At 34.4% G+C, this 22,539-nt stretch carries 20 protein-coding genes; 12 read left to right on the top strand and 8 right to left on the bottom strand.

Annotated features, from left to right (window positions below; all coding sequences use genetic code 11):
- Positions 1 to 3 precede the first annotated feature (3 nt).
- The 4 genes from H5V42_RS14700 (at position 4) to H5V42_RS14685 (ending at position 3,339) form a co-directional block, all read left to right on the top strand.
- Positions 4 to 156 (top strand): DUF4295 domain-containing protein, encoded by a 153-nt coding sequence (locus H5V42_RS14700; protein WP_185783936.1) that lies wholly within the window; start codon positions 4 to 6, stop codon positions 154 to 156.
- Between the two features lie 109 nt (positions 157 to 265).
- Entirely contained in the window at positions 266 to 1,222 is a 957-nt protein-coding gene (ftsY, locus tag H5V42_RS14695; RefSeq protein ID WP_185783935.1) for a signal recognition particle-docking protein FtsY, read from the top strand.
- Positions 1,219 to 1,617: an RDD family protein gene (locus H5V42_RS14690; RefSeq protein WP_185783934.1), complete on the top strand. Its 399-nt coding sequence runs from the start codon at positions 1,219 to 1,221 to the stop codon at positions 1,615 to 1,617. Before ftsY ends, H5V42_RS14690 begins: the two co-directional genes overlap by 4 nt.
- Before the next feature lie 6 nt (positions 1,618 to 1,623).
- The gene (locus tag H5V42_RS14685; protein ID WP_185783933.1) at positions 1,624 to 3,339 is read left to right on the top strand and encodes an amidase family protein; all 1,716 of its coding nucleotides are present in this window, start codon (positions 1,624 to 1,626) and stop codon (positions 3,337 to 3,339) included.
- Here the strand turns inward: H5V42_RS14685 and H5V42_RS14680 are convergent.
- Positions 3,336 to 4,454, bottom strand: coding sequence for a serine hydrolase domain-containing protein (locus H5V42_RS14680; protein WP_185783932.1), 1,119 nt, complete (start codon positions 4,452 to 4,454; stop codon positions 3,336 to 3,338). The two genes, H5V42_RS14685 and H5V42_RS14680, sit on opposite strands and share 4 nt — an antisense overlap.
- A 109-nt stretch (positions 4,455 to 4,563) precedes the next feature.
- On the opposite strand from H5V42_RS14680, the gene rimO reads away from it, so the two are divergent.
- Positions 4,564 to 5,865 carry a 30S ribosomal protein S12 methylthiotransferase RimO gene (gene rimO / locus H5V42_RS14675; protein WP_185783931.1) on the top strand — a complete coding sequence of 434 codons (1,302 nt, stop codon included), beginning with the start codon at positions 4,564 to 4,566 and terminating at the stop codon, positions 5,863 to 5,865.
- A 1-nt stretch (position 5,866) separates the two neighbouring features.
- Here rimO and H5V42_RS14670 read toward each other — a convergent pair whose 3' ends face one another.
- Positions 5,867 to 6,355 carry a BLUF domain-containing protein gene (locus H5V42_RS14670; protein ID WP_185783930.1) on the bottom strand — a complete coding sequence of 163 codons (489 nt, stop codon included), beginning with the start codon at positions 6,353 to 6,355 and terminating at the stop codon, positions 5,867 to 5,869.
- A gap of 90 nt (positions 6,356 to 6,445) precedes the next feature.
- On the bottom strand, positions 6,446 to 7,609 hold the full coding sequence (locus H5V42_RS14665; RefSeq protein WP_185783929.1) for a serine hydrolase: 1,164 nt from the start codon (positions 7,607 to 7,609) through the stop codon (positions 6,446 to 6,448).
- Between the two features lie 97 nt (positions 7,610 to 7,706).
- On the opposite strand from H5V42_RS14665, the gene H5V42_RS14660 reads away from it, so the two are divergent.
- From H5V42_RS14660 to H5V42_RS14630, 7 genes are all read left to right on the top strand, one after another.
- On the top strand, positions 7,707 to 8,588 hold the full coding sequence (locus H5V42_RS14660) for a peptidyl-prolyl cis-trans isomerase (RefSeq protein WP_241731928.1): 882 nt from the start codon (positions 7,707 to 7,709) through the stop codon (positions 8,586 to 8,588).
- Positions 8,581 to 9,978 carry a peptidylprolyl isomerase gene (locus H5V42_RS14655; protein ID WP_185783928.1) on the top strand — a complete coding sequence of 466 codons (1,398 nt, stop codon included), beginning with the start codon at positions 8,581 to 8,583 and terminating at the stop codon, positions 9,976 to 9,978. The genes H5V42_RS14660 and H5V42_RS14655 overlap by 8 nt, the downstream gene beginning before the upstream one ends.
- 4 nt (positions 9,979 to 9,982) lie before the next feature.
- Positions 9,983 to 10,939 carry an AAA family ATPase gene (locus tag H5V42_RS14650; RefSeq protein WP_185783927.1) on the top strand — a complete coding sequence of 319 codons (957 nt, stop codon included), beginning with the start codon at positions 9,983 to 9,985 and terminating at the stop codon, positions 10,937 to 10,939.
- A gap of 172 nt (positions 10,940 to 11,111) precedes the next feature.
- Positions 11,112 to 13,889 (top strand): bifunctional aconitate hydratase 2/2-methylisocitrate dehydratase, encoded by a 2,778-nt coding sequence (locus H5V42_RS14645; RefSeq protein WP_185783926.1) that lies wholly within the window; start codon positions 11,112 to 11,114, stop codon positions 13,887 to 13,889.
- A 185-nt stretch (positions 13,890 to 14,074) separates the two neighbouring features.
- The gene (locus H5V42_RS14640) at positions 14,075 to 16,345 is read left to right on the top strand and encodes an aconitate hydratase (RefSeq protein ID WP_185783925.1); all 2,271 of its coding nucleotides are present in this window, start codon (positions 14,075 to 14,077) and stop codon (positions 16,343 to 16,345) included.
- A 79-nt stretch (positions 16,346 to 16,424) separates the two neighbouring features.
- On the top strand, positions 16,425 to 16,985 hold the full coding sequence (locus H5V42_RS14635; RefSeq protein ID WP_185783924.1) for a TlpA family protein disulfide reductase: 561 nt from the start codon (positions 16,425 to 16,427) through the stop codon (positions 16,983 to 16,985).
- Entirely contained in the window at positions 16,985 to 17,692 is a 708-nt protein-coding gene (locus H5V42_RS14630) for a DUF3291 domain-containing protein (protein ID WP_185783923.1), read from the top strand. The genes H5V42_RS14635 and H5V42_RS14630 overlap by 1 nt, the downstream gene beginning before the upstream one ends.
- Here the strand turns inward: H5V42_RS14630 and H5V42_RS14625 are convergent.
- The 5 genes from H5V42_RS14625 to H5V42_RS14605 are packed head-to-tail and all read right to left on the bottom strand — an operon-like array spanning position 17,685 to position 22,538.
- Positions 17,685 to 18,326 (bottom strand): carotenoid biosynthesis protein, encoded by a 642-nt coding sequence (locus H5V42_RS14625; RefSeq protein WP_185783922.1) that lies wholly within the window; start codon positions 18,324 to 18,326, stop codon positions 17,685 to 17,687. The two genes, H5V42_RS14630 and H5V42_RS14625, sit on opposite strands and share 8 nt — an antisense overlap.
- The gene (crtD, locus tag H5V42_RS14620) at positions 18,313 to 19,791 is read right to left on the bottom strand and encodes a 1-hydroxycarotenoid 3,4-desaturase CrtD (RefSeq protein WP_185783921.1); all 1,479 of its coding nucleotides are present in this window, start codon (positions 19,789 to 19,791) and stop codon (positions 18,313 to 18,315) included. The genes H5V42_RS14625 and crtD overlap by 14 nt, the downstream gene beginning before the upstream one ends.
- Positions 19,788 to 20,237: a sterol desaturase family protein gene (locus H5V42_RS14615; protein ID WP_185783920.1), complete on the bottom strand. Its 450-nt coding sequence runs from the start codon at positions 20,235 to 20,237 to the stop codon at positions 19,788 to 19,790. Before H5V42_RS14615 ends, crtD begins: the two co-directional genes overlap by 4 nt.
- 1 nt (position 20,238) lies before the next feature.
- Positions 20,239 to 21,078 (bottom strand): phytoene/squalene synthase family protein, encoded by an 840-nt coding sequence (locus H5V42_RS14610; RefSeq protein WP_185783919.1) that lies wholly within the window; start codon positions 21,076 to 21,078, stop codon positions 20,239 to 20,241.
- Positions 21,075 to 22,538, bottom strand: coding sequence for a phytoene desaturase family protein (locus H5V42_RS14605; RefSeq protein WP_185783918.1), 1,464 nt, complete (start codon positions 22,536 to 22,538; stop codon positions 21,075 to 21,077). The genes H5V42_RS14610 and H5V42_RS14605 overlap by 4 nt, the downstream gene beginning before the upstream one ends.
- Position 22,539: the final 1 nt, after the last annotated feature.

Raw genomic sequence — 22,539 nt, 5'->3', positions numbered from 1 at the left:
GACATGGCAAAGAAGACAGTAGCAACACTACAAAGTAGTTCAAAAAGATTGACTAAAGCCATTAAAATGGTAAAGTCTCCAAAAACTGGTGCTTATACTTTTGTTGAGTCTGTAATGTCACCAGAGTTGGTGAACGATTGGTTAAACAAAAAATAATACAACCACAATAATATTATAAGCCGCTCAGATTAAATAATTTGAGCGGCTTTTTCTTTATATTCCTTTCCCAACACTTTCCTATCTTTGAGTATTACGAAAAACACAAATGAGCATATTCAAAAATATTTTTTCGAAAGAAAAAAAGAACACCCTAGATAAAGGTCTAGAAAAAAGTAAAGACAGTTTTTTTGGAAAACTCAGCAAAGCCGTAGCTGGTAAATCTAAAGTCGATGATGAGGTTTTAGATAATCTAGAAGAAGTACTAGTAACTTCTGATGTTGGGGTGAATACTACATTAAAAATTATTGAGCGTATAGAGGAGCGCGTTTCTAAAGATAAATATTTAGGCACTGAAGAGTTAAATAAAATTTTACGAGAAGAAATTGCTGGCTTACTATCAGAAACCAATAGTGGTGAAGCTGATGAATTCATTGTTCCAATTGATAAAAAACCCTATGTGATTATGGTGGTAGGGGTTAATGGTGTTGGTAAAACTACCACTATAGGTAAGTTAGCATATCAATTTAAAAAACAAGGAAAAAAGGTTGTATTAGGAGCTGGTGATACCTTTAGAGCAGCAGCAATTGACCAATTGCAAGTATGGGCAGAACGAGTTGATATTCCAATAATAAAGCAAAAAATGGGTAGTGATCCTGCTTCTGTTGCTTTTGATACCTTAAACTCCGCGGTCGCTGATGGTGCAGATGTAGTGTTAATTGATACTGCAGGAAGACTTCATAATAAAGTAAATTTAATGAATGAACTTTCTAAAGTTAAACGTGTTATGCAAAAGGTGATTTCAGATGCACCGCATGATGTGCTTCTTGTTTTAGATGGTTCTACTGGGCAAAACGCATTTGAACAGGCCAAACAATTTACCAAGGCAACTGAAGTTACCAGCCTTGCTGTAACTAAATTAGATGGTACAGCAAAAGGGGGAGTGGTTATTGGTATTTCTGACCAATTTCAAATACCAGTAAAATACATTGGAGTTGGTGAAGGTATTGAAGATTTACAAGTATTTAATAAATATGAATTTGTGGACTCTTTCTTTAAAATATGAGTTTACAATATGCCATGCTACCAGACCGAATTAAAGCGGTGGTTATCGATTCTGTTATCTTAATTTCGGCTATGTATGCAGTTTCAGAACTATTTGCTTTATTTTCTGAGGTGCCTAATACATTGAGAATGGTGGTCTTTGTAGTAATTTTTATATTATATGACCCCTTGTTTACGTCTTTAAATGGAGCAACCATTGGTCATACTTACAGCAATATTAGTGTACAACAAGATAACGAAATTGGTAAACGAATAAGTTTCCCGATAGCTTTGCTGCGGTTTATATTAAAGAGTACGTTAGGTTGGTTATCCTTATTAACCGTAACTTCTAATGAAAAAAGAAAAGCGTTGCATGATATTGTAGCAAATTCTGTTGTTATTGAAAACAAAAAATAAAATCAAATGAAATATTTAGAGCAATGCTTAGTAGCATTAATTGGATTGTTTGTACTTAGTTTATCTTCTTGTAAAACTGATAAAAAAGATGTTAAGCCTGAAAACACTACTAATACAGTTGATTTAAATGAAGAAGAAACGAACTTAGTATTATGGGAACCCTATAATGATTCTTTAGATGTTGCTGCTAATGCTGAACACGAAAGTAAACGCATGAGATATAAGTTTATTCAAAGCAAAGTGTTGAATAAAAATGAAGTCTTTCTGCCGCTATACAATGAAGTTTCTAAGTTTTCTGAGCAACGTTATCAAGTTTTAAAACCATTAATTCTTGAGCAAGATATTCCAACACTGCAAGCGCACATTACCAATGAAAAATTCACCTATGAAGAGTTGAGCTTATTTTATTTATACCGAATTTATAAATACGAATTGCCAAATACTTCAACACTTAATACAATTATATCTTTAAATTCAGAAGTGTTAGAACAAGCGAGAGCTTTAGATAAAACGGCTGAAGGGCATCACCCAATTTACGGTATGCCTATTCTACTAAAAGATAATATTGGAGCTAAAAGTATGGCCACCACTGCAGGAGCTGTAGCTTTAAAAGACAACACTACAGACGATGCATTTATTGTTAAACAACTTAGAGAAAAAGGAGCATTAATTTTAGGAAAAGTTAATTTAAGTGAATGGGCTAATTTCTTATGTGATTGTCCTAACGGCCAAAGCGCTATTGGTGGTCAAACCTTGAATCCTTATGGAAGAATGAAATTTGATACGGGAGGTTCTAGTGCAGGTAGTGGAACTAGTACAGCTGCTAATTATGCAGTTGCTGCTGTAGGTACAGAGACATCAGGTTCTATACTTTCCCCTTCTAGTCAGAATTCAATCGTTGGATTAAAACCAACAATAGGTTTATTAAGTAGAACAGGTATAGTACCCATTTCTAGTACATTAGATACTCCTGGACCAATGACCAAAAATGTTATTGATAACGGAATTTTAATTGATGCTATGAGAGGTTTTGATGAGCAAGATGCGGAATCTGTACAAACTGATTGGCCTCAAGATTGGTACGTTGGTAAATCTTCATTACAAGGTAAAAAGTTTGGTGTATTTAAGAAGTTATTGGCCGATAACGACTCCTACAAAAATACAATAGAATTAATTAAAGCTTCGGGAGGCAAGGTGGTTGAAATTGAGCCAGAGGAAGTGAATTTTGATGGTTTTCTATCAATTTTAAATATCGATATGAAAAATGATTTACCACGTTATTTGGCCACACAAGTAAAAAACAAAGATGCTGTAAAGGTTGAAAACGTAGAAGATGTGGTAAACTTCAATCTTCAAGACACCTTAATTAGAATACCCTATGGACAAGTTAGGTTTGATGGTATTTTGGTAGATTCTACAACTACTGAAGAATTGGTGGCCATAAAGCAACGATTAAAATTAGAAGGTAGAAAGTTCTTTAACAACCCTATGAATGCACACGGTTTAGATGCCATATTATCTATAAATAATTACCATGCTGGTTTTGCTGCTGCGGCGGAATATCCTGCAATAACCGTTCCTATGGGTTATATGGAAACAGGAGAACCAATTGGTCTAACTTTTATTGCTAAGCAGTTTCAAGAAGGAAAGTTGTACCAATTAGCTTCAGCTTACGAAGCGGTATCTAAATCAAGAAAAATACCAGAACAGTACCAAGATTAGTTGTTGAAAAAGGTGTTTAATTTTTGCCATAATTCATCATCGTAACCAGAGGGTCCCAGTAGACTTTCACCAGAATCTTCACCAACACGTACTACTACCAAATTTTGACTTGGAACAACATATAGCTTTTGGTCGTTGGCACCCAAACCTGCTACCAAATCTGTTGGTGCATTAGGAATCAATGGACCGTTGTTTTGTGCAGTGCTTCCAGGTATTTTATAAGAAGATTTTCCGTTTAACCACCATAAATATCCGTATGAAGGATTCAATTCTTGTGAGGTATTTGTCATTTCTTCAAAAAAGGTTTTATCTGAAAGTACATTCACAAATCCCCAATTACCTTTATTAAGACATAAAAGACCAAAACGAGCCATACTTCTGGTATTACTTATATAAAGGTTGTTAAACCCAAATTTTACCCATTGGCCTTGCATGCCTATATTATCTCGAATTTTAGAATTAAAGTAACTTTTAAACTCCATTTCTACTGCCTCACTTACAACTTGGTCTAATAAGGTATAGGGAGCATTGTGATAATACCATTCATCATTGGGTTGGTTTTTGTAGAAAAGGCAATCCGCATCTGTGCAAAAAGTATCTTCGACATCGTAGTCTAGACCTGTTGTCATGCTAAGATGATGTTTTATACGTATTGCATTTTCTTGAGCAACGGTCATTGATGACCAGCCATTTCCTAGGTATTTTGATGAAGACTCATTAAGGTTTAAATACCCTTCTTGCTGGGCAATGCCAACCGTCATGGCTGTTAGTGTTTTGGCTGCTGAGTTCCATGTATGGTTGCTATCTTGGGTAAAATCTCCAAAATACCACTCAACTGCTAATTTACCATCTTTTAAAATAATGAAGCCTTCTGTATTCGATTCTTCAAGAAAAGATTTTAAATCAGTTTCTTGTGCTAAATTCCATTCTAGAGTAGCTGGCGAAACTGTTTCCCATTCATCAGAATTGGAAGGAGGAAAATACAACTCACTAACTTCTGGTTCTTCAGTGTTATCTATTTCATCTTCATTAATAAAGTTTTCTGTTTCACAAGAAATCATTAGCAATGCTATACCTAGTATTCCAAAGCATGGTTTTAAAATAGAAGTGCTCATTTATGCAATTTTTTTTCTTAAGTAGAAACGTATAAATGGTATAATTATTCAAATTAATCGATGTCTTGCAGCTTGTTGTTGTATTTTTGCGCTCCATTTTAAAGAAGTAATGCGCACAAAGTCAGTTAAGAGCAACAAAATAAATATGGTAACCCTAGGGTGTAGTAAAAACATCTACGACTCAGAGGTTATTATGGGGCAATTAAAAGCCAACAATAAAGAAGTTGCACATGAGGAGGAAGGTAATATTGTAGTTATAAATACCTGTGGTTTTATAGCTAATGCAAAAGAAGAAAGTGTTAATACAATTTTAGATTACGTTCAAAAAAAGGAAGAAGGTATTGTTGATAAGGTTTTTGTAACTGGATGTTTAAGCGAACGGTACAAACCAGATTTAGAAAAAGAAATACCTAATGTAGACCAATATTTTGGTACTAGTGATTTACCGTTGTTATTAAAAGCTCTGGGAGCTGATTATAAGCACGAATTAATAGGGGAACGTTTAACTACAACACCTAAGAATTACGCTTACCTAAAAATTGCTGAGGGTTGTGACAGGCCATGTTCTTTCTGCGCTATACCCTTAATGCGTGGTAAGCATAGAAGCACACCTATAGAAGATTTGGTAAAAGAGGCTGAAAAGTTGGCCGCAAATGGTGTTAAAGAGTTAATTCTTATTGCGCAGGATTTAACGTACTATGGTCTTGATTTATACAAAAAGCGAAATCTTGCTGAATTACTTCAAAACTTGGTGAAAGTAGAAGGTGTTGAATGGATTAGATTACACTATGCGTTTCCAACTGGTTTTCCTATGGATGTCTTAGAGGTAATGAAAAACGAACCTAAGATTTGTAATTATATTGATATACCGCTACAACATATTGCAGACCCTATCTTAAAAAGTATGCGTAGAGGTACGACTAAGGAAAAGACTACAAGGTTGTTGCAAGAGTTTAGAAAGGCAGTTCCTAATATGGCAATCAGAACAACCTTAATTGTTGGATATCCTGGTGAAACAGAAGAAGATTTTAAAACTCTTAAATCTTGGGTGGAAGAAATGCGTTTTGAAAGATTAGGTTGCTTTACTTACAGTCATGAAGAAAATACCCATGCCTATAATTTAGAAGATGATGTTCCTGAAGAAATAAAACAGCAACGCGCCAACGAGATAATGGAAATTCAATCTCAAATATCGTGGGAGCTCAATCAAGAAAAAATTGGTCAACAGTTCCGTTGCATTGTTGACAGAAAAGAAGGTAATTATTTTGTAGCTAGAACTGAGTTTGATTCTCCAGATGTTGACAATGAAGTTTTAATAGATGCTACAAAGCACTATGTAAAGTTGGGTGAGTTTTGTACTGTAAAAATTAATGACGCTGCCGATTTTGATTTATATGGTGAGCCAATATAAATCAACTATGTAGTTCATTCTGCTTAATTAGTTCAAATAAGTTGGCTAACCGGTCTATTTTCTCAAAGACTTCACGTTGCTTGGTACCGCTTACTTGAACTTGATTTCTTATAAACGTATTTATAGATAAAACCAAAACATCTAACAATAAAAAAATAGAGCTAGAAGTGTCAGCATCCTTGTCATTATAATTTTCTTTTTTAACTAAATCCCAAGATTTAAAACGGCGTTTTTGTTTTTCTTTGTCATTAAGCCAATAGATTACCTTATGTCTGGTGTCAGAATTAAGATTGGTCTTTAGTTGTGCAATATTTTTACTAGTACCTTCTACATACCCAAAAAAGTAGGGCTGAGTTTGGTACATAAAACCTGTGATACCATAGCGTTTATTCATTGATGAAGAACGCGCTACTAAGTTTTGAAGTAACTCAGTGTTAAAATGTTGTTTTTCAGTACTTAAGAAAATATAGCTCTCTATAACCCCACTCATAAATGAAAGTAATTCCTACAAGCGAAAGTATAAATAATACACAACTAATAAGAATTATATTATAATTATTATGAAATGAATAGTGTTTTTCTACTTATTCTTTTCAAGTTCATAAATTTCTCTACCCAATTGCCCTAAAAACGGAATGCCAACTTCTTCAAATTCGTAAATATTGTCATTGAATGTTTGGTTTTTGTTGACCAAAATTGTGGCTCCTAGTATAAATTCAATCTTGTTTTTAGTATCAACCACATAGGCACAATCTGTTAAAGTGCCATAGGCATAACCAACTTTATTATAAATTGATATATAATCTGGTATGTTTTCTTTGGTGTCTCCATAAATTAGAAATTTACCATAACTATCGTAGTATTTTATTCTGTCGTATCCTAATTTATATGGCGTGGTAGCCATGGCTTCTTTTAAATATGATAGTTGCTCACTACTTAATGTAAACTGTTCGTTTTCATCAAATAATTCTGGAAAGAAAAGTCTTTTTAAAAGACCTGTTTGCGCTGGAATTGAATACCAGTTTTTCAAACTAAAATCAAAAGGTTCTTTAATTAGTTCATCTTGAGCTAAATAACCATCGCCTTTAACGGTCTTGTTTAATGCTAAAGGTTCCGCGGTTGTATTTATAATTGTATTGGTAGTAGAAGTAGTAGAATCATTTAAATAGATAACCAGTGGGGTAGTGCTAACTTCATCGGCATTTGTTGTGGAAAGTCTATGAGACACCCTAAAACCAGAAATACCTTTTTTTTGTATTCGTTTATTGAGCTCATCAAAACCTAAAAACTCTACTAATCTATTATTGGCTTCATTGCTGCTCACCGCAAATATTTGGTGAATTGCTTCAGTAAAAGTGGTTTCAACACTATCACCTTCAATATAAAATTTGGTGTTTCTGTTTAAAGAATCTATTTCATTTAACTTTTCCAAACTTGCTACAACTGCGGGTAGTTTTACCGTGCTAGCAGGGTAGAAATAGGTGTTCTCATCAACCTGAAAATCATAATCTGTTAATACAACGGAATCTTTTAGACGCTCTATTTTGGTATATCTAATTTGAACTTCATATGCTGAGACACTATCCATGACTCTTTTTATATTAGGATGCTCTGATGCTAAGGCAATTTCAAGAAAGTTTTTTTCTTTTGTTTCGCTACAGGAACTAATAAGTAGCAAGCTTAACAGAAAGAAAAAGTTAAATGAGTTACGTGGACTTAGGTATCTAATGATATGATTTTTCATTTTTTTAGTGTAGTTATCAATAAATATAAAAAGTTCAAACAACTCTATGGTTTATTAATAGTTCTTAACCTTGTCTTAGTTTAACTAATTGTTATTTTTGCGCTACGCAGTTATGATAATGAATCGCAGTTCTTTTTTACTACTTACAGCTTTAGTTTTTTTATGTATTTCTTGTGATGGGCTATTAAAGCCTAAAGAAGAAAAAGAAGTAATTGCTAGGGCAGGAGATAAATTTCTTTATAAAAAGGATATTGAACCGTTGCTTAAAAGTAGTAATAGTCCTCAAGATAGTGCCATAATCGTAAACAATTATATCAATAATTGGGCAAGAAGAGAACTTTTGCTTTCTAAGGCTATAATTAATTTACCTGAAGAAAAACAAGAAGAATATAACAAGCTAGTTGCCGGTTATAAGGCCGATTTGTATACCAAAGCTTATACAGATGCATTGGTTGCACAAGCACAAGACACCACAATTTCTAACAGTCAAATACAGCAATTTTATCAAGCTGAAAAAGACAATTTTAAATTAAGTGAGCGTTTGGTAAAATTACGCTTTGTTGCGCTTCCCAATCAATTTTTAAATAAAGAAGAAGTAGTTACTCGTTTCAAAAGATTTGAAGAACAAGATAAAAAGTTCTTAGATTCAATAGCCGTACAGTTTAAAAAAATGCATTTGAATGATTCTATCTGGGTAAGTACCAATAGGGTTATGGAAGAGATTCCGGCGTTAACTTATGTGAACCAAGACAACTACTTAAAAAAATCACAATTCTTTGAGTTGCAAGATTCTTTGGGGGTATATTTGGGCAAAGTGACAAATATTTTGGAGATAAATGATGTTGCTCCAATGAGTTACGTTACACCTAACATTAAACAACTCATACTTAATAGAAGAAAGATTGCGTTCTTAAAAAAGTTAGAAACAGAATTGTTAGATGAAGCCCTTAAAAAAAATGAATTTGAGATTTATGATTAAGAAAGGAATTATAAGCGTTGTAGTAATATGTGCATCAGTTTTCCAAATTTCTGCACAAGAAGAAGAAATTGTTGAAGCAGTAAAAGACACTACAACAAAAACTAGAATAAAGTTAGATGGTATTGCGGCCGTAATTGGTGATTACGTAATTCTAGATTCTGATATAGAAAAAACCCTTATCGATTTAAAAACTCAAGGTGCCTCAACTCAAGATATTACACATTGCCAATTACTTGGTAAATTGATGGAAGATAGGTTATATGCTCACCAAGCAGTTCAAGATAGCTTATTGGTTTCTGATGAGCAGGTTAATGCCCAAAGTGAAGCTCAAATTCAACAACTAGTTTCGCAAGTGGGTTCTATGGAAAAGGTGCTAAAATTTTATAAAAAAGAAGACCCAGAAAGTTTCAGAAAAGAACTATTTGAAATCAATAAACTAAGAATGCTTTCAGAAAAAATGCAGACTAAGATTGTTGAAGGTATTGAGGTTACCCCAGAAGAGGTGAGACAATTCTTTAATAAATTTGATGAAGAAGACTTACCAATGATTGGTGCAGAATTAGAAATTAGCCAAATTGTAAAGCAACCAGAACCTAGCGATAAAGAAAAATTAAAAATTATAAATCGCTTAAAAGAAATTCGCCAAGATGTTTTAGAAAATGATGCTAGTTTTAACGTTAAGGCAATACTTTATTCACAAGACCCTGGTTCAAAATCTAAAGGAGGGTTTTATAGTATGACTAGAGAGACTCCTTTTGTAAAAGAATTTAAAGATGTTGCTTTTAGCTTACAAGAAGGTGAAATTTCTGAACCTTTTGAAACCGATTTTGGGTACCACATAATTAAGGTAGAAAAAATTAGAGGGCAAGAGGTAGATTTAAGACATATTTTAATGATACCTGAAATTTCTGATGAAGAAGTTGAAAAATCAGTTCAAGAACTAGACAGCATTCGTCAGCATATTATTGATGGAAAATATACTTTTGAAGAAGCTGCTTTAAATTTTTCAGACGAAAAAGAAACCAAGTTCGATGGTGGGGTTTTACGTAATCCTATAGATTATGGTTCACGTTTTGAACTTACAAAAATGGACCCTTCTCTATACAATCAAATTAGAAATTTAAAAGACGGTGAAATTTCTAAACCACTAAAAGAAGATGACCCAAGAGGAGGAGCACCTAAGTTCAAGATTATGAAAATCTCAAATAGATATGATGAGCATAAAGCTGATTTTGCAAGAGATTACTTAAAAATACAAGAACTTGCTTTAAGAGAAAAGCAATTTAAGGCTATTAAAGAGTGGATGGAAGAGCATATTGAAGAAAACTACATTCATGTTGACCCGGATAATAGAGACTGTGAATTCGCTAATAATTGGGTAAAAAACTAACTGCATGTCAGACGTAGAAGCTGTAAACAAGCTCGTTCAAAAACATCAAGATTTAAAGCGGGAAATAGGTAAGGTCATTATTGGCCAAGAACACGTTGTTGAGCAAATTTTACTTTCCATTTACACAGGGGGTCATTCCTTATTGATTGGGGTGCCTGGTTTGGCTAAAACGCTAATGGTTAATACTATAGCTCAGACCTTGGGTTTAGATTTTAAACGAATTCAATTTACTCCAGATTTAATGCCAAGTGATATTTTGGGTAGCGAAGTATTAGACCAAAATAGAAACTTTAAGTTCATCAAAGGCCCTATTTTCTCAAATATCATTCTTGCAGATGAGATAAATAGAACACCTCCAAAAACGCAGTCAGCTTTATTAGAGGCCATGCAAGAAAGAGCGGTTACCGTTGCTGGGCATCAATACAAATTAGATTTACCATATTTTGTGTTAGCTACACAAAACCCTATTGAGCAAGAAGGAACTTATCCTTTGCCTGAAGCTCAATTAGACCGTTTTATGTTTGCGATTGAGCTTACATATCCGTCTATCGAAGAAGAAATTGCTGTAGTTAAGAATACTACTAGTGATGCTTCGGTTAACTTAAACACCTTATTTAGTGCCGAAGCCATTAGAGAAGTGCAACAACTGATAAGACGCGTACCAATCGCAGATAATGTAATTGATTATACCGTTAGACTTGTAAATAAAACTAGACCAAATAGTGATACAGCTCCTGACATCATCAAAAATTTTGTTGATTGGGGTGCGGGTCCAAGGGCGTCACAGAATTTAGTTTTAGCAGCCAAGGCACATTCGGTAATTAATGGTAAGTACTCTCCAGATATTGAAGATGTAAAAGCCGTTGCTCATGGTATTCTAAGGCATAGAGTACTTAAGAACTACAAAGCAGAGGCCGAAGGCATTACAATCGACCAGATTATCACTGAACTATTAGGATAATATCACAATAAAATAGATTTTCATAACGCATTTGACACAATAAATACGGTAACGTTTTCGTATTTTTGTAGGATGCGTATTTGTCAATGATGGTGCCGAAGAAATGCGTTTTTTTATAATTAAACCTATTACAACCTAACTGGCTTACACGGGTAAGCTTTATTTATTTTTTATGGGTATTTACAAAGATTACATTAAGGAAATTAATGAGCGTAAAGCTCAAGGTTTACACCCAAAACCAATTGATGGTGCTGAACTAACAAGTGAATTAATTTCACAAATTAAAGAATTAAATCATCCAGATAGAAAAGACTCTTTAGAGTTTTTTATTTACAATACACTACCTGGAACCACTAGCGCAGCAGGCGTTAAAGCCAAATTTTTAAAAGAAATTATCCTTGGCGAAGTGGTTATTGAAGAAATTTCACCTGACTTTGCTTTTGAGCAATTGTCTCATATGAAAGGCGGACCTTCCATTGGGGTTTTATTAGATTTAGCTTTAGGGCAAGATAAACCTACAGCAGTTAAAGCGGCTAAAGTTTTAAAAACGCAAGTGTTTTTATACGAAGCTGATACAGAGCGTTTAGAAAACGCTATGAAATCAGGTAACCCAATTGCTAAAGAGATTATTGAAAGCTACGCTCAAGCTGAGTTTTTTACCAAGTTACCAGAAGTAGAAGAAGAAATTAAAGTGGTAACCTATATTGCTGGTGTTGGAGATATTTCAACAGATTTATTGTCCCCAGGTGCAGATGCGCATTCTCGTTCTGACCGCGAATTACACGGCCAATCTATTTTTGAGCATAATAAAGAAATGCAACAAGAGGTATTGGCATTAAAAGAACAACATCCAGATAAGCGTATTATGCTTATTGCTGAAAAGGGTACAATGGGTGTAGGTTCATCTCGTATGTCTGGTGTTAATAATGTAGCCTTGTGGACGGGTATTCCTTCTTCGCCATACGTACCGTTCATAAATATTGCTCCAGTTATTGCAGGTACTAATGGTATTGCTCCAATCTTTTTAACCACTGTGGGAGTAACAGGTGGTATAGGTATCGACTTAAAAAACTGGGTTAAGCAAAAAGATGAAAACGGTAAAACCATTGTCGATAAAGATGGTGAGCCAATTTTAAAAGAAGTATATTCTGTTGCTACGGGTACCGTTCTTACCATTAATACAAAAGAAAAAAAGCTTTACAATGGCGATAAAGAATTAAAAGATATTTCTGCTGCGTTGACTCCACAAAAAATGGAGTTCATAAAAGCAGGTGGTTCTTACGCTGTAGTTTTTGGTAAAAAACTTCAAACATTCGCATGTAAGGTATTAGGTATAGAGATACCTCAAGTGTATGCACCTTCAAAAGAAATTTCAGTTGAAGGCCATGGACTAACCGCGGTTGAGAAAATTTTCAATAAAAATGCCGTAGGTACTACTCCAGGTAAAACACTTCATTCAGGTTCTAATGTACGAGTTGAGGTTAATATTGTAGGTTCTCAAGATACTACCGGCTTAATGACTTCTCAAGAACTAGAAATGATGGCAGCAACTATTATTTCACCTATTGTTGATGCTGGTTACCAATCAGGTTGTCATACGGCTTCTGTATGGGATGATAAATCAAAGGCTAATATTCCTCGTCTGATGAAGTTTATGAATGACTTTGGTTTAATAACGGGCCGTGACCCTAAGGGGAAATATCACGCCATGACAGATGTTATTCATAAAGTATTGAACGATATTACGGTTGATGATTGGGATATCATTATAGGTGGTGATTCACATACCCGTATGTCTAAAGGGGTAGCTTTTGGTGCCGATTCTGGTACAGTTGCCTTGGCATTAGCTACTGGTGAAGCTACAATGCCCATACCACAATCAGTAAAAGTTACTTTTAAAGGTAACATGAGAAGTTATATGGATTTCCGTGATGTAGTTCATGCAACGCAGCAACAAATGTTGAAGCAGTTTGATGGAGAAAACGTTTTTCAGGGGCGCGTAATTGAGGTTCATATTGGTACACTTACTGCTGACCAAGCTTTTACATTTACAGATTGGACCGCTGAAATGAAAGCTAAAGCATCTATCTGTATTTCTGAAGAAGAAACCCTAATAGAATCTTTGGTGATTGCTCGTGACCGTATTCAAATTATGATTGAAAAGGGTATGGATAACGAAAAACAAGTTTTACAAGGGTTGGTAGATAAAGCCAATAACAGAATTCAAGAACTAAAAACTGGAATAAAACCTGCCTTAAAACCAGATGCTAACGCAAAGTATTATGCAGAAGTTGTAATCGACTTAGATGAGATTGCTGAACCTATGATTGCGGATCCAGACGTTAATAACGAAGACGTTTCTAAACGATATACTCATGATACTATTAGACCACTTTCATTTTATGGCGGTACTAAAAAGGTTGATTTAGGCTTCGTTGGTTCTTGTATGGTGCATAAAGGCGATATGAAAATATTGGCGCAAATGCTTAAGAATATTGAAGCTATACATGGTGAGGTAGTGTTCAAAGCTCCTTTGGTGGTAGCACCACCAACATACAATATTGTAGATGAGTTAAAAGAAGAAGGTGATTGGGAAGTGTTACAAAAATATTCTGGTTTTGAGTTTAATGATAATGCCCCTAAAGCCGCTGCTCGTACTAAATACGAGAATATGTTATACTTAGAAAGACCTGGCTGTAATCTATGCATGGGTAATCAAGAGAAAGCAGAGCCAGGAGACACGGTAATGGCTACGTCTACACGTTTATTTCAGGGTAGAGTAGTAAAAGACTCTGGTGAGAAAAAAGGTGAATCTTTGTTATCATCAACTCCTGTGGTAGTACTATCTACAATTCTTGGTAGAACACCTACTTTGCAAGAGTATGAGGCCGCTGTAGATGGTATAGTCTTAACTAAATTTAAGCCTTCTCAAAAACAATTAGTTATCTAATTATTGCAAATTATATCGTAAATAAAAAGCCTGAGCATATGCTCAGGCTTTTTTGTTCAATTTTTTCTTTAGAAATATCACTATTACTAATAACCTAATAATTTTTCTTTAGCCTGTTATTAGATATGATTTTCGTAAATGTTTGTAACTTGTGGTTTCTTAACTAAAGATAAAAAAACAAGTATATGGCATTTGATATTGAAATGATAAAGGGGGTCTATTCCCAAATGGGTAAGCGCATAGAAGCTGCCCGAAAATTATTAGACAAGCCAATGACCTTGTCAGAAAAAATATTATATGCACATCTTTGGCAAGGAGAACCAACCGAAGCTTTTAAGCGAGGTAAAGATTACGTAGATTTTGCTCCAGATAGAGTAGCTTGTCAAGATGCTACAGCGCAAATGGCGTTATTACAATTTATGCATGCTGGTAAACCAAAAGTTGCAGTACCAACAACTGTGCATTGTGACCATTTAATACAAGCTAAAGTAGGTGCTGAAGCAGATTTAAAAAGAGCTAATCAAACCAGTAATGAGGTATTTGACTTTTTAGAGTCAGTTTCTAAAAAGTACGGTATTGGCTTCTGGAAACCGGGTGCAGGTATTATTCACCAAGTTGTACTAGAAAATTATGCTTTTCCTGGTGGTATGATGATTGGTACCGATTCTCACACTGTAAACGCAGGCGGATTAGGAATGGTTGCCATTGGTGTAGGTGGTGCTGATGCTGTAGATGTTATGGCGGGTATGGCATGGGAATTAAAATTTCCTAAGCTAATTGGTGTAAAACTTACTGGTAAACTTTCTGGCTGGACAGCTCCTAAAGATGTGATTTTAAAGGTTGCAGATATTCTAACAGTAAAAGGGGGTACAGGTGCAATCATAGAATATTTTGGTGAAGGTGCAACTTCAATGTCTTGTACAGGTAAAGGTACTATCTGTAACATGGGTGCTGAGGTTGGCGCTACGACATCAACATTTGGATATGATGATTCTATGGATAGATATCTACGTTCAACTGGTAGAACTGATGTTGCTGATGCGGCTAATGAAATTAAGGAACATCTAACTGGTGATGCCGAAGTTTATGCTAATCCAGAAAGTTATTTTGACCAAGTAATAGAAATCGATTTAAATACGTTAGAACCTCACTTGAATGGTCCGTTTACTCCAGATTTGGCTACGCCTATTTCAAAAATGAGCGAAGCAGCAAAAGAGAACGACTGGCCACTGAATGTAGAGTACGGTCTTATTGGTTCATGTACCAACTCTTCTTATGAAGATATTTCTAGAGCAGCCTCCTTAGCTAAACAAGTTGCTGATAAGAATTTAAAAACCAAATCGAACTTCACAATTACTCCTGGTTCTGAACAAGTACGCTATACTATTGAAAGAGATGGTTTTATAGATACGTTTAATAATATTGGTGCTACTGTTTTTGCTAATGCTTGCGGACCTTGTATCGGCATGTGGGATAGATACGGTGATAAAGCAGCTAATGGGCCAAGAAATACTATTGTACATTCATTCAATAGAAACTTTGCCAAACGTGCTGATGGTAACCCTAATACCCTTGCTTTTGTTGGCTCTCCAGAATTGGTAACCGCTATTGCTATTGCAGGGCGATTAGACTTTAATCCGGCTACGGATAAACTTATTAATGAAGATGGTGAAGAGGTAATGTTAGATGAACCTAGGGGGTACGAATTACCACCAGAAGGTTTTGCGGTTGAAGATGCCGGTTATGTTGCTCCGGTTAATGATGGAAGTGATGTTAACGTAATAGTTTCACCAGAATCTGAACGTTTACAATTATTAGACCCTTTTACTCCTATTAAACCAGAAAGTTTACAAGGAATGAAATTGCTTATTAAAGCTTATGGCAAATGTACTACTGACCACATTTCAATGGCCGGACCATGGTTACGTTTTAGAGGTCATTTAGACAACATTGCTAATAACACGTTGATTGGCGCTGTAAATGCATACAATCAGAAAACAAATTTTGTTAAGAACCAATTAACCGGGGAGTATGGTGGTGTGCCAGATACGCAGCGTGCTTACAAAGCAAAAGGTATTAAAACTATTGTTGTAGGTGACCATAATTACGGTGAAGGTTCTTCTCGTGAGCATGCAGCTATGCAACCAAGGCATTTGGGTGTAGCAGCGGTTTTAGTAAAGTCTTTTGCGAGAATTCATGAAACAAACCTTAAAAAGCAAGGTATGTTAGCTTTGACGTTTGCTAATGAGAGTGACTACGATAAAATTCAAGAAGATGACATCTTTAATTTTGTTGATATTGTTGACTTTATGCCAGATAAGCAGTTAACTATTGAAGTGGTTCATTCAGATGGTAGTAAGGATACTATTATGGCAAATCATAGTTATAACGATGCACAAATAAACTGGTTTAAAGAAGGGTCAGCTTTAAACGTGATTAAAAAAGAAAATGCATAAGATTTTCTTTTTAAATAAGGTACTTTTAAAAACTCCTGATTTGCTCAGGAGTTTTTTAATTGGTTAAAACTTTTTATGCATGAAATTGACTAAAAAAACTACCCTAAACCTTTTAACTATTCTAATAGTTTTAGCCTTCTTTGTTACCCCTTTAGGTTATTTCGGAAAGCTTGCTTTAAATCAAATATTTGCGGTTTCCCCAGAAGCTATTCCAGAAGCGGAACAGAAAGAATTACCAAATTACAATTGGCGTTTAAAAGATGAATCGTGGGATTTTTTCAGTTTTGAAAAATCTAAAGGCAGGGTTGCAGTTGTAGTATTTTGGGCTAGTTGGAAATTGCCGGCTTGTGAAGCTGAAATACGCACATTACAGAAATTATATGACGATTATAAAGGCAAGGTTGATTTTTATGCAATAACTAATGAAGAGCGTGAACCAGTTCTAGAATTTAAAGAGAAGGTACATATTACAATGCCAATAACCTATCTGATAGTAGGCGATAAAGCACCTCTAGATATTAAAGAGCCTCCAGCTTCTTACGTAATTAGTAAAACAGGTAAAATTGTAGTAGCAGAAGAAGGAGTCTCAGATTGGAATACAAAAAAAACGCGCCAGCTTTTAGATAGCTTGTTGGAATAATGACTCAACAAATTACCACAATAAGTATTTTTACTTTTTCCACTATTTGGCAAAAGATATGGGCATTTTTTATGATGCAATTTGCTCATGGCCCAATGCGTAACCAAAAAGGCTTAGAGTTTTATAAACTCTTAGGAACCGGTAAAACAGGATTTAATCCTTTACCAGATTGGGGAACTTACGCAGTTCTTCAAGTGTGGAATAATGAGCAAGCGGCTAAGTTATTTTTTGAAGAATCCTCTTTATTTCAACGCTATGTAAACAACACAAATGAGCATTTAGTTCTATTCATGAAAAATATGGTAAGTAAAGGGGAGTGGAATGGAAATAATCCTTTTAAAAAGCATTATAATGTTGATAAAAGCAACGAATATCTAGCTGTTATTACAAGAGCAACTATTAAAACAAGATTATTACTGAAGTTTTGGAAATTTGTTCCAAAATCACAACATAGCTTAAGTGACAACAAGGGCTTATTATATACCAAAGGAGTGGGGGAGATGCCGTTTAAACAAATGGCTACTTTTAGTATTTGGAAAAATAAAAGCGCCTTAGAAGATTTTGCATACAGAGCTAATGGTCACATAACTGCAATAAAAAAAACTAGAGATTTAAAATGGTATAGCGAAGAACTTTTCGCTCGCTTTCAACCATATCACCGTTTTGGAAACTTCAAGAACGATGCTATTCCTTTAAATTTTAACTAAAGAAAATAGTGAAATATATAAAGAATAAAAGTTGAACCAAATACAAATGAATAGCTATTGTTCTATTGCCTGTAACTTTAGAATAGTATACTATAGTTTGTAGCAAAAGAGCAACCGCAAACCAAGTTATATAATTAGACAGTGGTACTATTTCACCAAAAGACCAAAAATCAAATCTAGGGGCAAGCTGTTCCATAAACACATCTAAAACAACCATTAATAAAGATGCGGTAAGTATTTTTAACCATGCGTTTTTGGTTAACAATAGCGCTATTTCTGCAGTAACAAAAGTTAGTAATGCCCAATACATTCCTATAAATAAAGGAACACCATCAACTTTAATTCCTAAATTATTTCCATAGGAATAAGTCCCAAAAAGTAGGCTGTAATTTACCCCTAGCCATTCAACAAACATTCCAATAACAAAAAAAGTGACAAGTAAACCTATTTTCTTAAGGTTATTAATAGGATATATAAAAACAAATAATAGTGCAGAAACTAAAAGGTTTAAAGGGGTCTTACTCACAAACCAATCTTCATAACCTATTGAAATACCTATAATGGCACTAATATGAAATAGCCAAAGTAGAAAAATAGCGAATTGGTTTACTCTGATTGAACTATTTTTTTGCATGGGGAATTAGGTCAGTTACAATTTTGGCGGATAATAAACAAAGTGGTATTCCACCACCAGGATGAACAGAACCTCCACAAAAGTAAAGTGATTTAATATTTCTACTAAAATTAGGATGTCTTAGGAAGGCCGCAAATTGTGAATTACTTGCAGCACCATACAATGCTCCGCGATAAGAGCTGGTTCTACGTTCAATTTCGGCAGGATGTAATAGTAGTTCGGTCTCAATTAAACTTTCAATATCGGTTTTTAGAATTCGTGTTAGTTTTGATACTATTACTTTTCTAGCGAATTGGATAAGTTCATCCCAATTTTGACCGTAGTCTCCCGGAGCATTAATCATTACAAACCAATTTTCACAATTATTAGGGGCATCTAGTGTTTCTTCTTTTGAGCTTATGTTTACGTATACTGTTGGGTCTTTGAAAAGAGTTTTTTTTGAAAAAATATGCTCAAATTCCTGTTCGTAATCTTCCGTAAAAAAAATATTATGAAGGTCAAGCTCTTTGAAGGTTTTCTTAATTCCCCAATAAAATATAAGTGCGGAACTAGAACGTTCTTGTTTCAGAACTTTGTTTGGCTGTTTTTCTTTTTTTAATAATTTTTTATAGGTTGGAAAAACATCCATATTCGAAACAACAATAGCTGCTTTATATTCCTTATCCAAAGTTTTAATTCCCGTAGCACTACCGTTTTCTATAATTATTTCTTCGACTTTGGTAGAAAAATGAAATTCTACACCTAGTTCTTTTGCTAAGGCTACCAAACTTTTTGTAATGGCGTGCATACCGCCATTTGGAAAATAGGTGCCTAATTCCATCTCTAAATGTGGTATTAAAGACATTATTCCTGGGGTTTTATACGGTGATGACCCGTTATAAGTAGCATATCTATTAAATAGTTGTACTAGTTTATGATTGTTAAATGCTTTAGCATTGGTAGAATTTAAGGTATTAAACAGGCCAAGCTTTCCAATTTTAACTATGGCAGCTAGTGTATCTTTTGATAAGTATGAACTTAGTTTATGTAAAGATTTTTCAAGAAATAAGGTGCTTGTTGCTTCATACTTAAGACAATTGTTATCTATATAACTTTCAAGATGGTTGCTTGGTTCATTAAATTTAGCGCTTGCCTCTTTTATAAATTGTGAACTGTTAGAAGCCATTGAGAAAACGGTACCGTCTTCCCAGAAGTAATTACAAATATTTTGTTTTTGTTTGTAGTTAAAATAAGACCTAGGGTTTTTACCATGTAGTTCAAAAAGTTCATCGACTAAATGTGGCATAGTAAACAAAGAGGGGCCCATATCAAAACGGTAACCATTAGAAATCTTTGCATGTAATTTACCGCCAGGATAACTGTTTGCTTCAAAAACTAAAGTCTCATATCCTTTTTTTCTAAGTCGAATGGCAGTGGCTAATCCGGCAATTCCAGAGCCAATAACAATGGCTCTATTTAAATTCATTTTTTAAAGTATTTAAATGGCACAATTAACATTCCAAAACATTCACCATCTTCTTTACCAATGTGTTTGTGATGCATTTTGTGTGCTCTACGAATTCCTTTTGCATATCTATTATTAGCGTTTCTAAATATTTTAAAACGCTGATGAATAAATATATCATGTACCGTAAAATATGCAATACCATAGGCTAAAATTCCAAACCCAAGAGGCCAGCCATACCAAAAGCTGGTTTCTGCTCCTAACATAATTAAAGACATGCTCACTACTGCGTAAAAAATAAAGAATGCATCATTTCTTTCAAACCATGAATCATGGTCTTTTTTATGATGGTCTTTGTGCAATACCCATAAAAAACCATGCATTATATATTTATGAGTAAACCATGCCATGAATTCCATAAAACTAAACGTTCCTAAAAAGATAAGTATCCAAAGGGCAATTTTCATTCTATACTAATTGTAATTTATAGTTGACGTAAGATTTAGCCAAAAGTCCGAATTTTTCGTAGTTCGGTACTCTTATTCTTTTATTTTTTATTTCAAGAGGTGGCGTATTTTGCAATTTAGCTAATAAACGTTTGTAGTATTTGAATGCGGTATACACTCCAAATTTTGCGTCTGAAGGGAGTTTTTCAATACCCATAAATCCTTTAGCAAAATCGGCTTCAATTTCTCCAACTATTCGTTTTTTAGACTCTTCATCTAATTCTAACAAGTTGGTATTAGGAAAATAAGAGCGTTCCAAGAACTCATAATCGGCTTTTAAATCTCTTAGAAAATTCACTTTTTGAAAAGCGGAACCCAATGCCATTGCCGATTCTTTTAAATCTTCATATTGCTGTTTATCTCCATTTACAAATACACACAAGCACATTAAGCCAACAACATCTGCTGAACCATAGATATACTCTTTGTATTCAGCATCAGTATGGTATTCTTTTTTAGATAAATCCATTCGCATACTTTTCATAAAAGACGCAACTAAATGATAGGGGATGTTGTATTTATTAAAGGTATATTGAAAAGAATTAAGAATAGGATTAAGACTTATTTTTTGTTCTATTGCAAGATTTAAATCGTTTTCAAAGTTGTTAAACAAGACCTTCTTGTCATACTCATGAAAAGTGTCTACAATTTCATCAGCAAAACGTACAAAGCCGTAAATGTTATAGATATCTTGTCTAATAGTTGTACCCAACATTTTGGTGGCCATAGAAAAGGAGGTGCTGTAAGACTCTGTAACAAGTTTACTGCACGCATTCGAAACTTGGTCAAATAATTGTTTCATAGCGTAACGTATTTCTTTTTAATCAAATCAGCAACCAGTTTACCAGATATTAGGGCTGGCGGTACACCAGGCCCTGGAACGGTCAACTGCCCCGTAAAATAGAGGTCTTTTACTTTTTTGCTTTTTAATCCTGGTCTTAAAAATGCAGTTTGAGACAAGGTGTTGGCCATGCCATAAGCATTGCCTTTATAAGAATTGTATTGTTCAATAAAATCGTTTACACAAAAGCTTTCTGTAAACAGTATATTTTCTTTAACTTTTTGATTAGTTCGTTGTTCTAATCTACTAATAATTATATCAAAATACTGATTTCTTAGTTCTTGCGTGTCTTCTAAACCTGGCGCAATTGGAATTAAGAAGAACCCAGCTTCACAATTTTCTGGAGCCATACCTTCATCTGTATTCGAAGGAAAGTTCGCATAAAATAGTGGTTTTTCTGGCCAAGCTGGCTCATCATAAATTTCTTGCGAGTGTTTGGTGAAGTCAGTATCGAAAAATAAATTATGGTGTTCTATGTTGGTTAGCTTTTTATTAAAACCTACATAAAACAAAAGTGAACTTGGTGCGTATGTTTTCTTCTCCCAATATTTTTCTGAAAACTGCCTGAATTCTTGATTAAGAAGTGTTTCTGAATGATGGTAATCAGCACCACTAATAACAATATCAAAAGAAATATCTTGATTATTCACTCGAATTCCTGAAACTTTTCCGTTGGTTACGTTAATCTTATTTACAGGAGAATTGGTATTAAAAATAACCCCAAGTTCTTGGCCAAGAGCTTTCATTGCTTCTACAATTTGGTACATGCCGCCTTTAGGATGCCAAGTTCCTAAGCCAAAATCTGCGTAATTCATAAAACTGTAGAAAGACGGCGTATTACTTGGTTTAGCACCTAAAAAAAGAACCGGAAATTCTAAGGCTGAAATTAATTTTGGATTTGAAAATTTTTCTCTTACGTCAGAACTTATTGTTTTAAAGAATTGACCTACTCGTAAAATAGTGTCTTTGGTAACCAGTTCAAACGGTGAAAGACCTGGTTTTAAAACAATTTTATTAATAGCTATGTCGTAGTTGTCTGCTGCTTTTTCAATAAAGCGTTTCAAGTGAACAGAACTGCCAGCTTCAATGCGTTCAAATTCCGCACTTATTTTTTCTAGACTATCGCCTATGGTCATAGTCTCATCTTCAAAAAATATTTTGTATGCTGGGTCTAGTTTGTCTAATTGGTAATAGTCAGAAGTTTTTTTTTCAAAATCGTTGAAAAACTTTTCAAAAATGTCTGGCATCCAATACCAGCTTGGTCCCATATCAAATGTAAAACCCTCTTTCTTGAGCTGTCTTGCACGTCCGCCAACAGTGCTATTTTTTTCAAAAACATGGGTTTCAAAACCCATTTTTGCTAAATAACAAGCAGATGATAGCGATGAAAAACCTGAACCAATAACAGCAACTTTTTTCATA

Origin of the sequence: Croceivirga lutea, assembly GCF_014235875.1 — a bacterium.
Classification (GTDB): Bacteria; Bacteroidota; Bacteroidia; order Flavobacteriales; family Flavobacteriaceae; genus Croceivirga; species Croceivirga lutea.
This window is presented reverse-complemented; position numbering and strand designations above follow the sequence as displayed.

Coding starts and splice junctions, on each gene's coding strand:
- H5V42_RS14625 (WP_185783922.1), bottom strand. CDS start 18,326: ATGCAAAAAAATAGTTCAATCAGAGTAAACCAATTCGCTATTTTTCTA.
- H5V42_RS14670 (WP_185783930.1), bottom strand. CDS start 6,355: ATGAGTGGGGTTATAGAGAGCTATATTTTCTTAAGTACTGAAAAACAA.
- H5V42_RS14690 (WP_185783934.1), top strand. CDS start 1,219: ATGAGTTTACAATATGCCATGCTACCAGACCGAATTAAAGCGGTGGTT.
- H5V42_RS14645 (WP_185783926.1), top strand. CDS start 11,112: ATGGGTATTTACAAAGATTACATTAAGGAAATTAATGAGCGTAAAGCT.
- H5V42_RS14665 (WP_185783929.1), bottom strand. CDS start 7,609: ATGAAAAATCATATCATTAGATACCTAAGTCCACGTAACTCATTTAAC.
- ftsY (WP_185783935.1), top strand. CDS start 266: ATGAGCATATTCAAAAATATTTTTTCGAAAGAAAAAAAGAACACCCTA.
- rimO (WP_185783931.1), top strand. CDS start 4,564: ATGCGCACAAAGTCAGTTAAGAGCAACAAAATAAATATGGTAACCCTA.
- H5V42_RS14650 (WP_185783927.1), top strand. CDS start 9,983: ATGTCAGACGTAGAAGCTGTAAACAAGCTCGTTCAAAAACATCAAGAT.
- H5V42_RS14640 (WP_185783925.1), top strand. CDS start 14,075: ATGGCATTTGATATTGAAATGATAAAGGGGGTCTATTCCCAAATGGGT.
- H5V42_RS14605 (WP_185783918.1), bottom strand. CDS start 22,538: ATGAAAAAAGTTGCTGTTATTGGTTCAGGTTTTTCATCGCTATCATCT.
- H5V42_RS14680 (WP_185783932.1), bottom strand. CDS start 4,454: ATGAGCACTTCTATTTTAAAACCATGCTTTGGAATACTAGGTATAGCA.
- H5V42_RS14700 (WP_185783936.1), top strand. CDS start 4: ATGGCAAAGAAGACAGTAGCAACACTACAAAGTAGTTCAAAAAGATTG.
- H5V42_RS14610 (WP_185783919.1), bottom strand. CDS start 21,078: ATGAAACAATTATTTGACCAAGTTTCGAATGCGTGCAGTAAACTTGTT.
- H5V42_RS14630 (WP_185783923.1), top strand. CDS start 16,985: ATGACTCAACAAATTACCACAATAAGTATTTTTACTTTTTCCACTATT.
- H5V42_RS14635 (WP_185783924.1), top strand. CDS start 16,425: ATGAAATTGACTAAAAAAACTACCCTAAACCTTTTAACTATTCTAATA.
- H5V42_RS14615 (WP_185783920.1), bottom strand. CDS start 20,237: ATGAAAATTGCCCTTTGGATACTTATCTTTTTAGGAACGTTTAGTTTT.
- H5V42_RS14685 (WP_185783933.1), top strand. CDS start 1,624: ATGAAATATTTAGAGCAATGCTTAGTAGCATTAATTGGATTGTTTGTA.
- crtD (WP_185783921.1), bottom strand. CDS start 19,791: ATGAATTTAAATAGAGCCATTGTTATTGGCTCTGGAATTGCCGGATTA.
- H5V42_RS14655 (WP_185783928.1), top strand. CDS start 8,581: ATGATTAAGAAAGGAATTATAAGCGTTGTAGTAATATGTGCATCAGTT.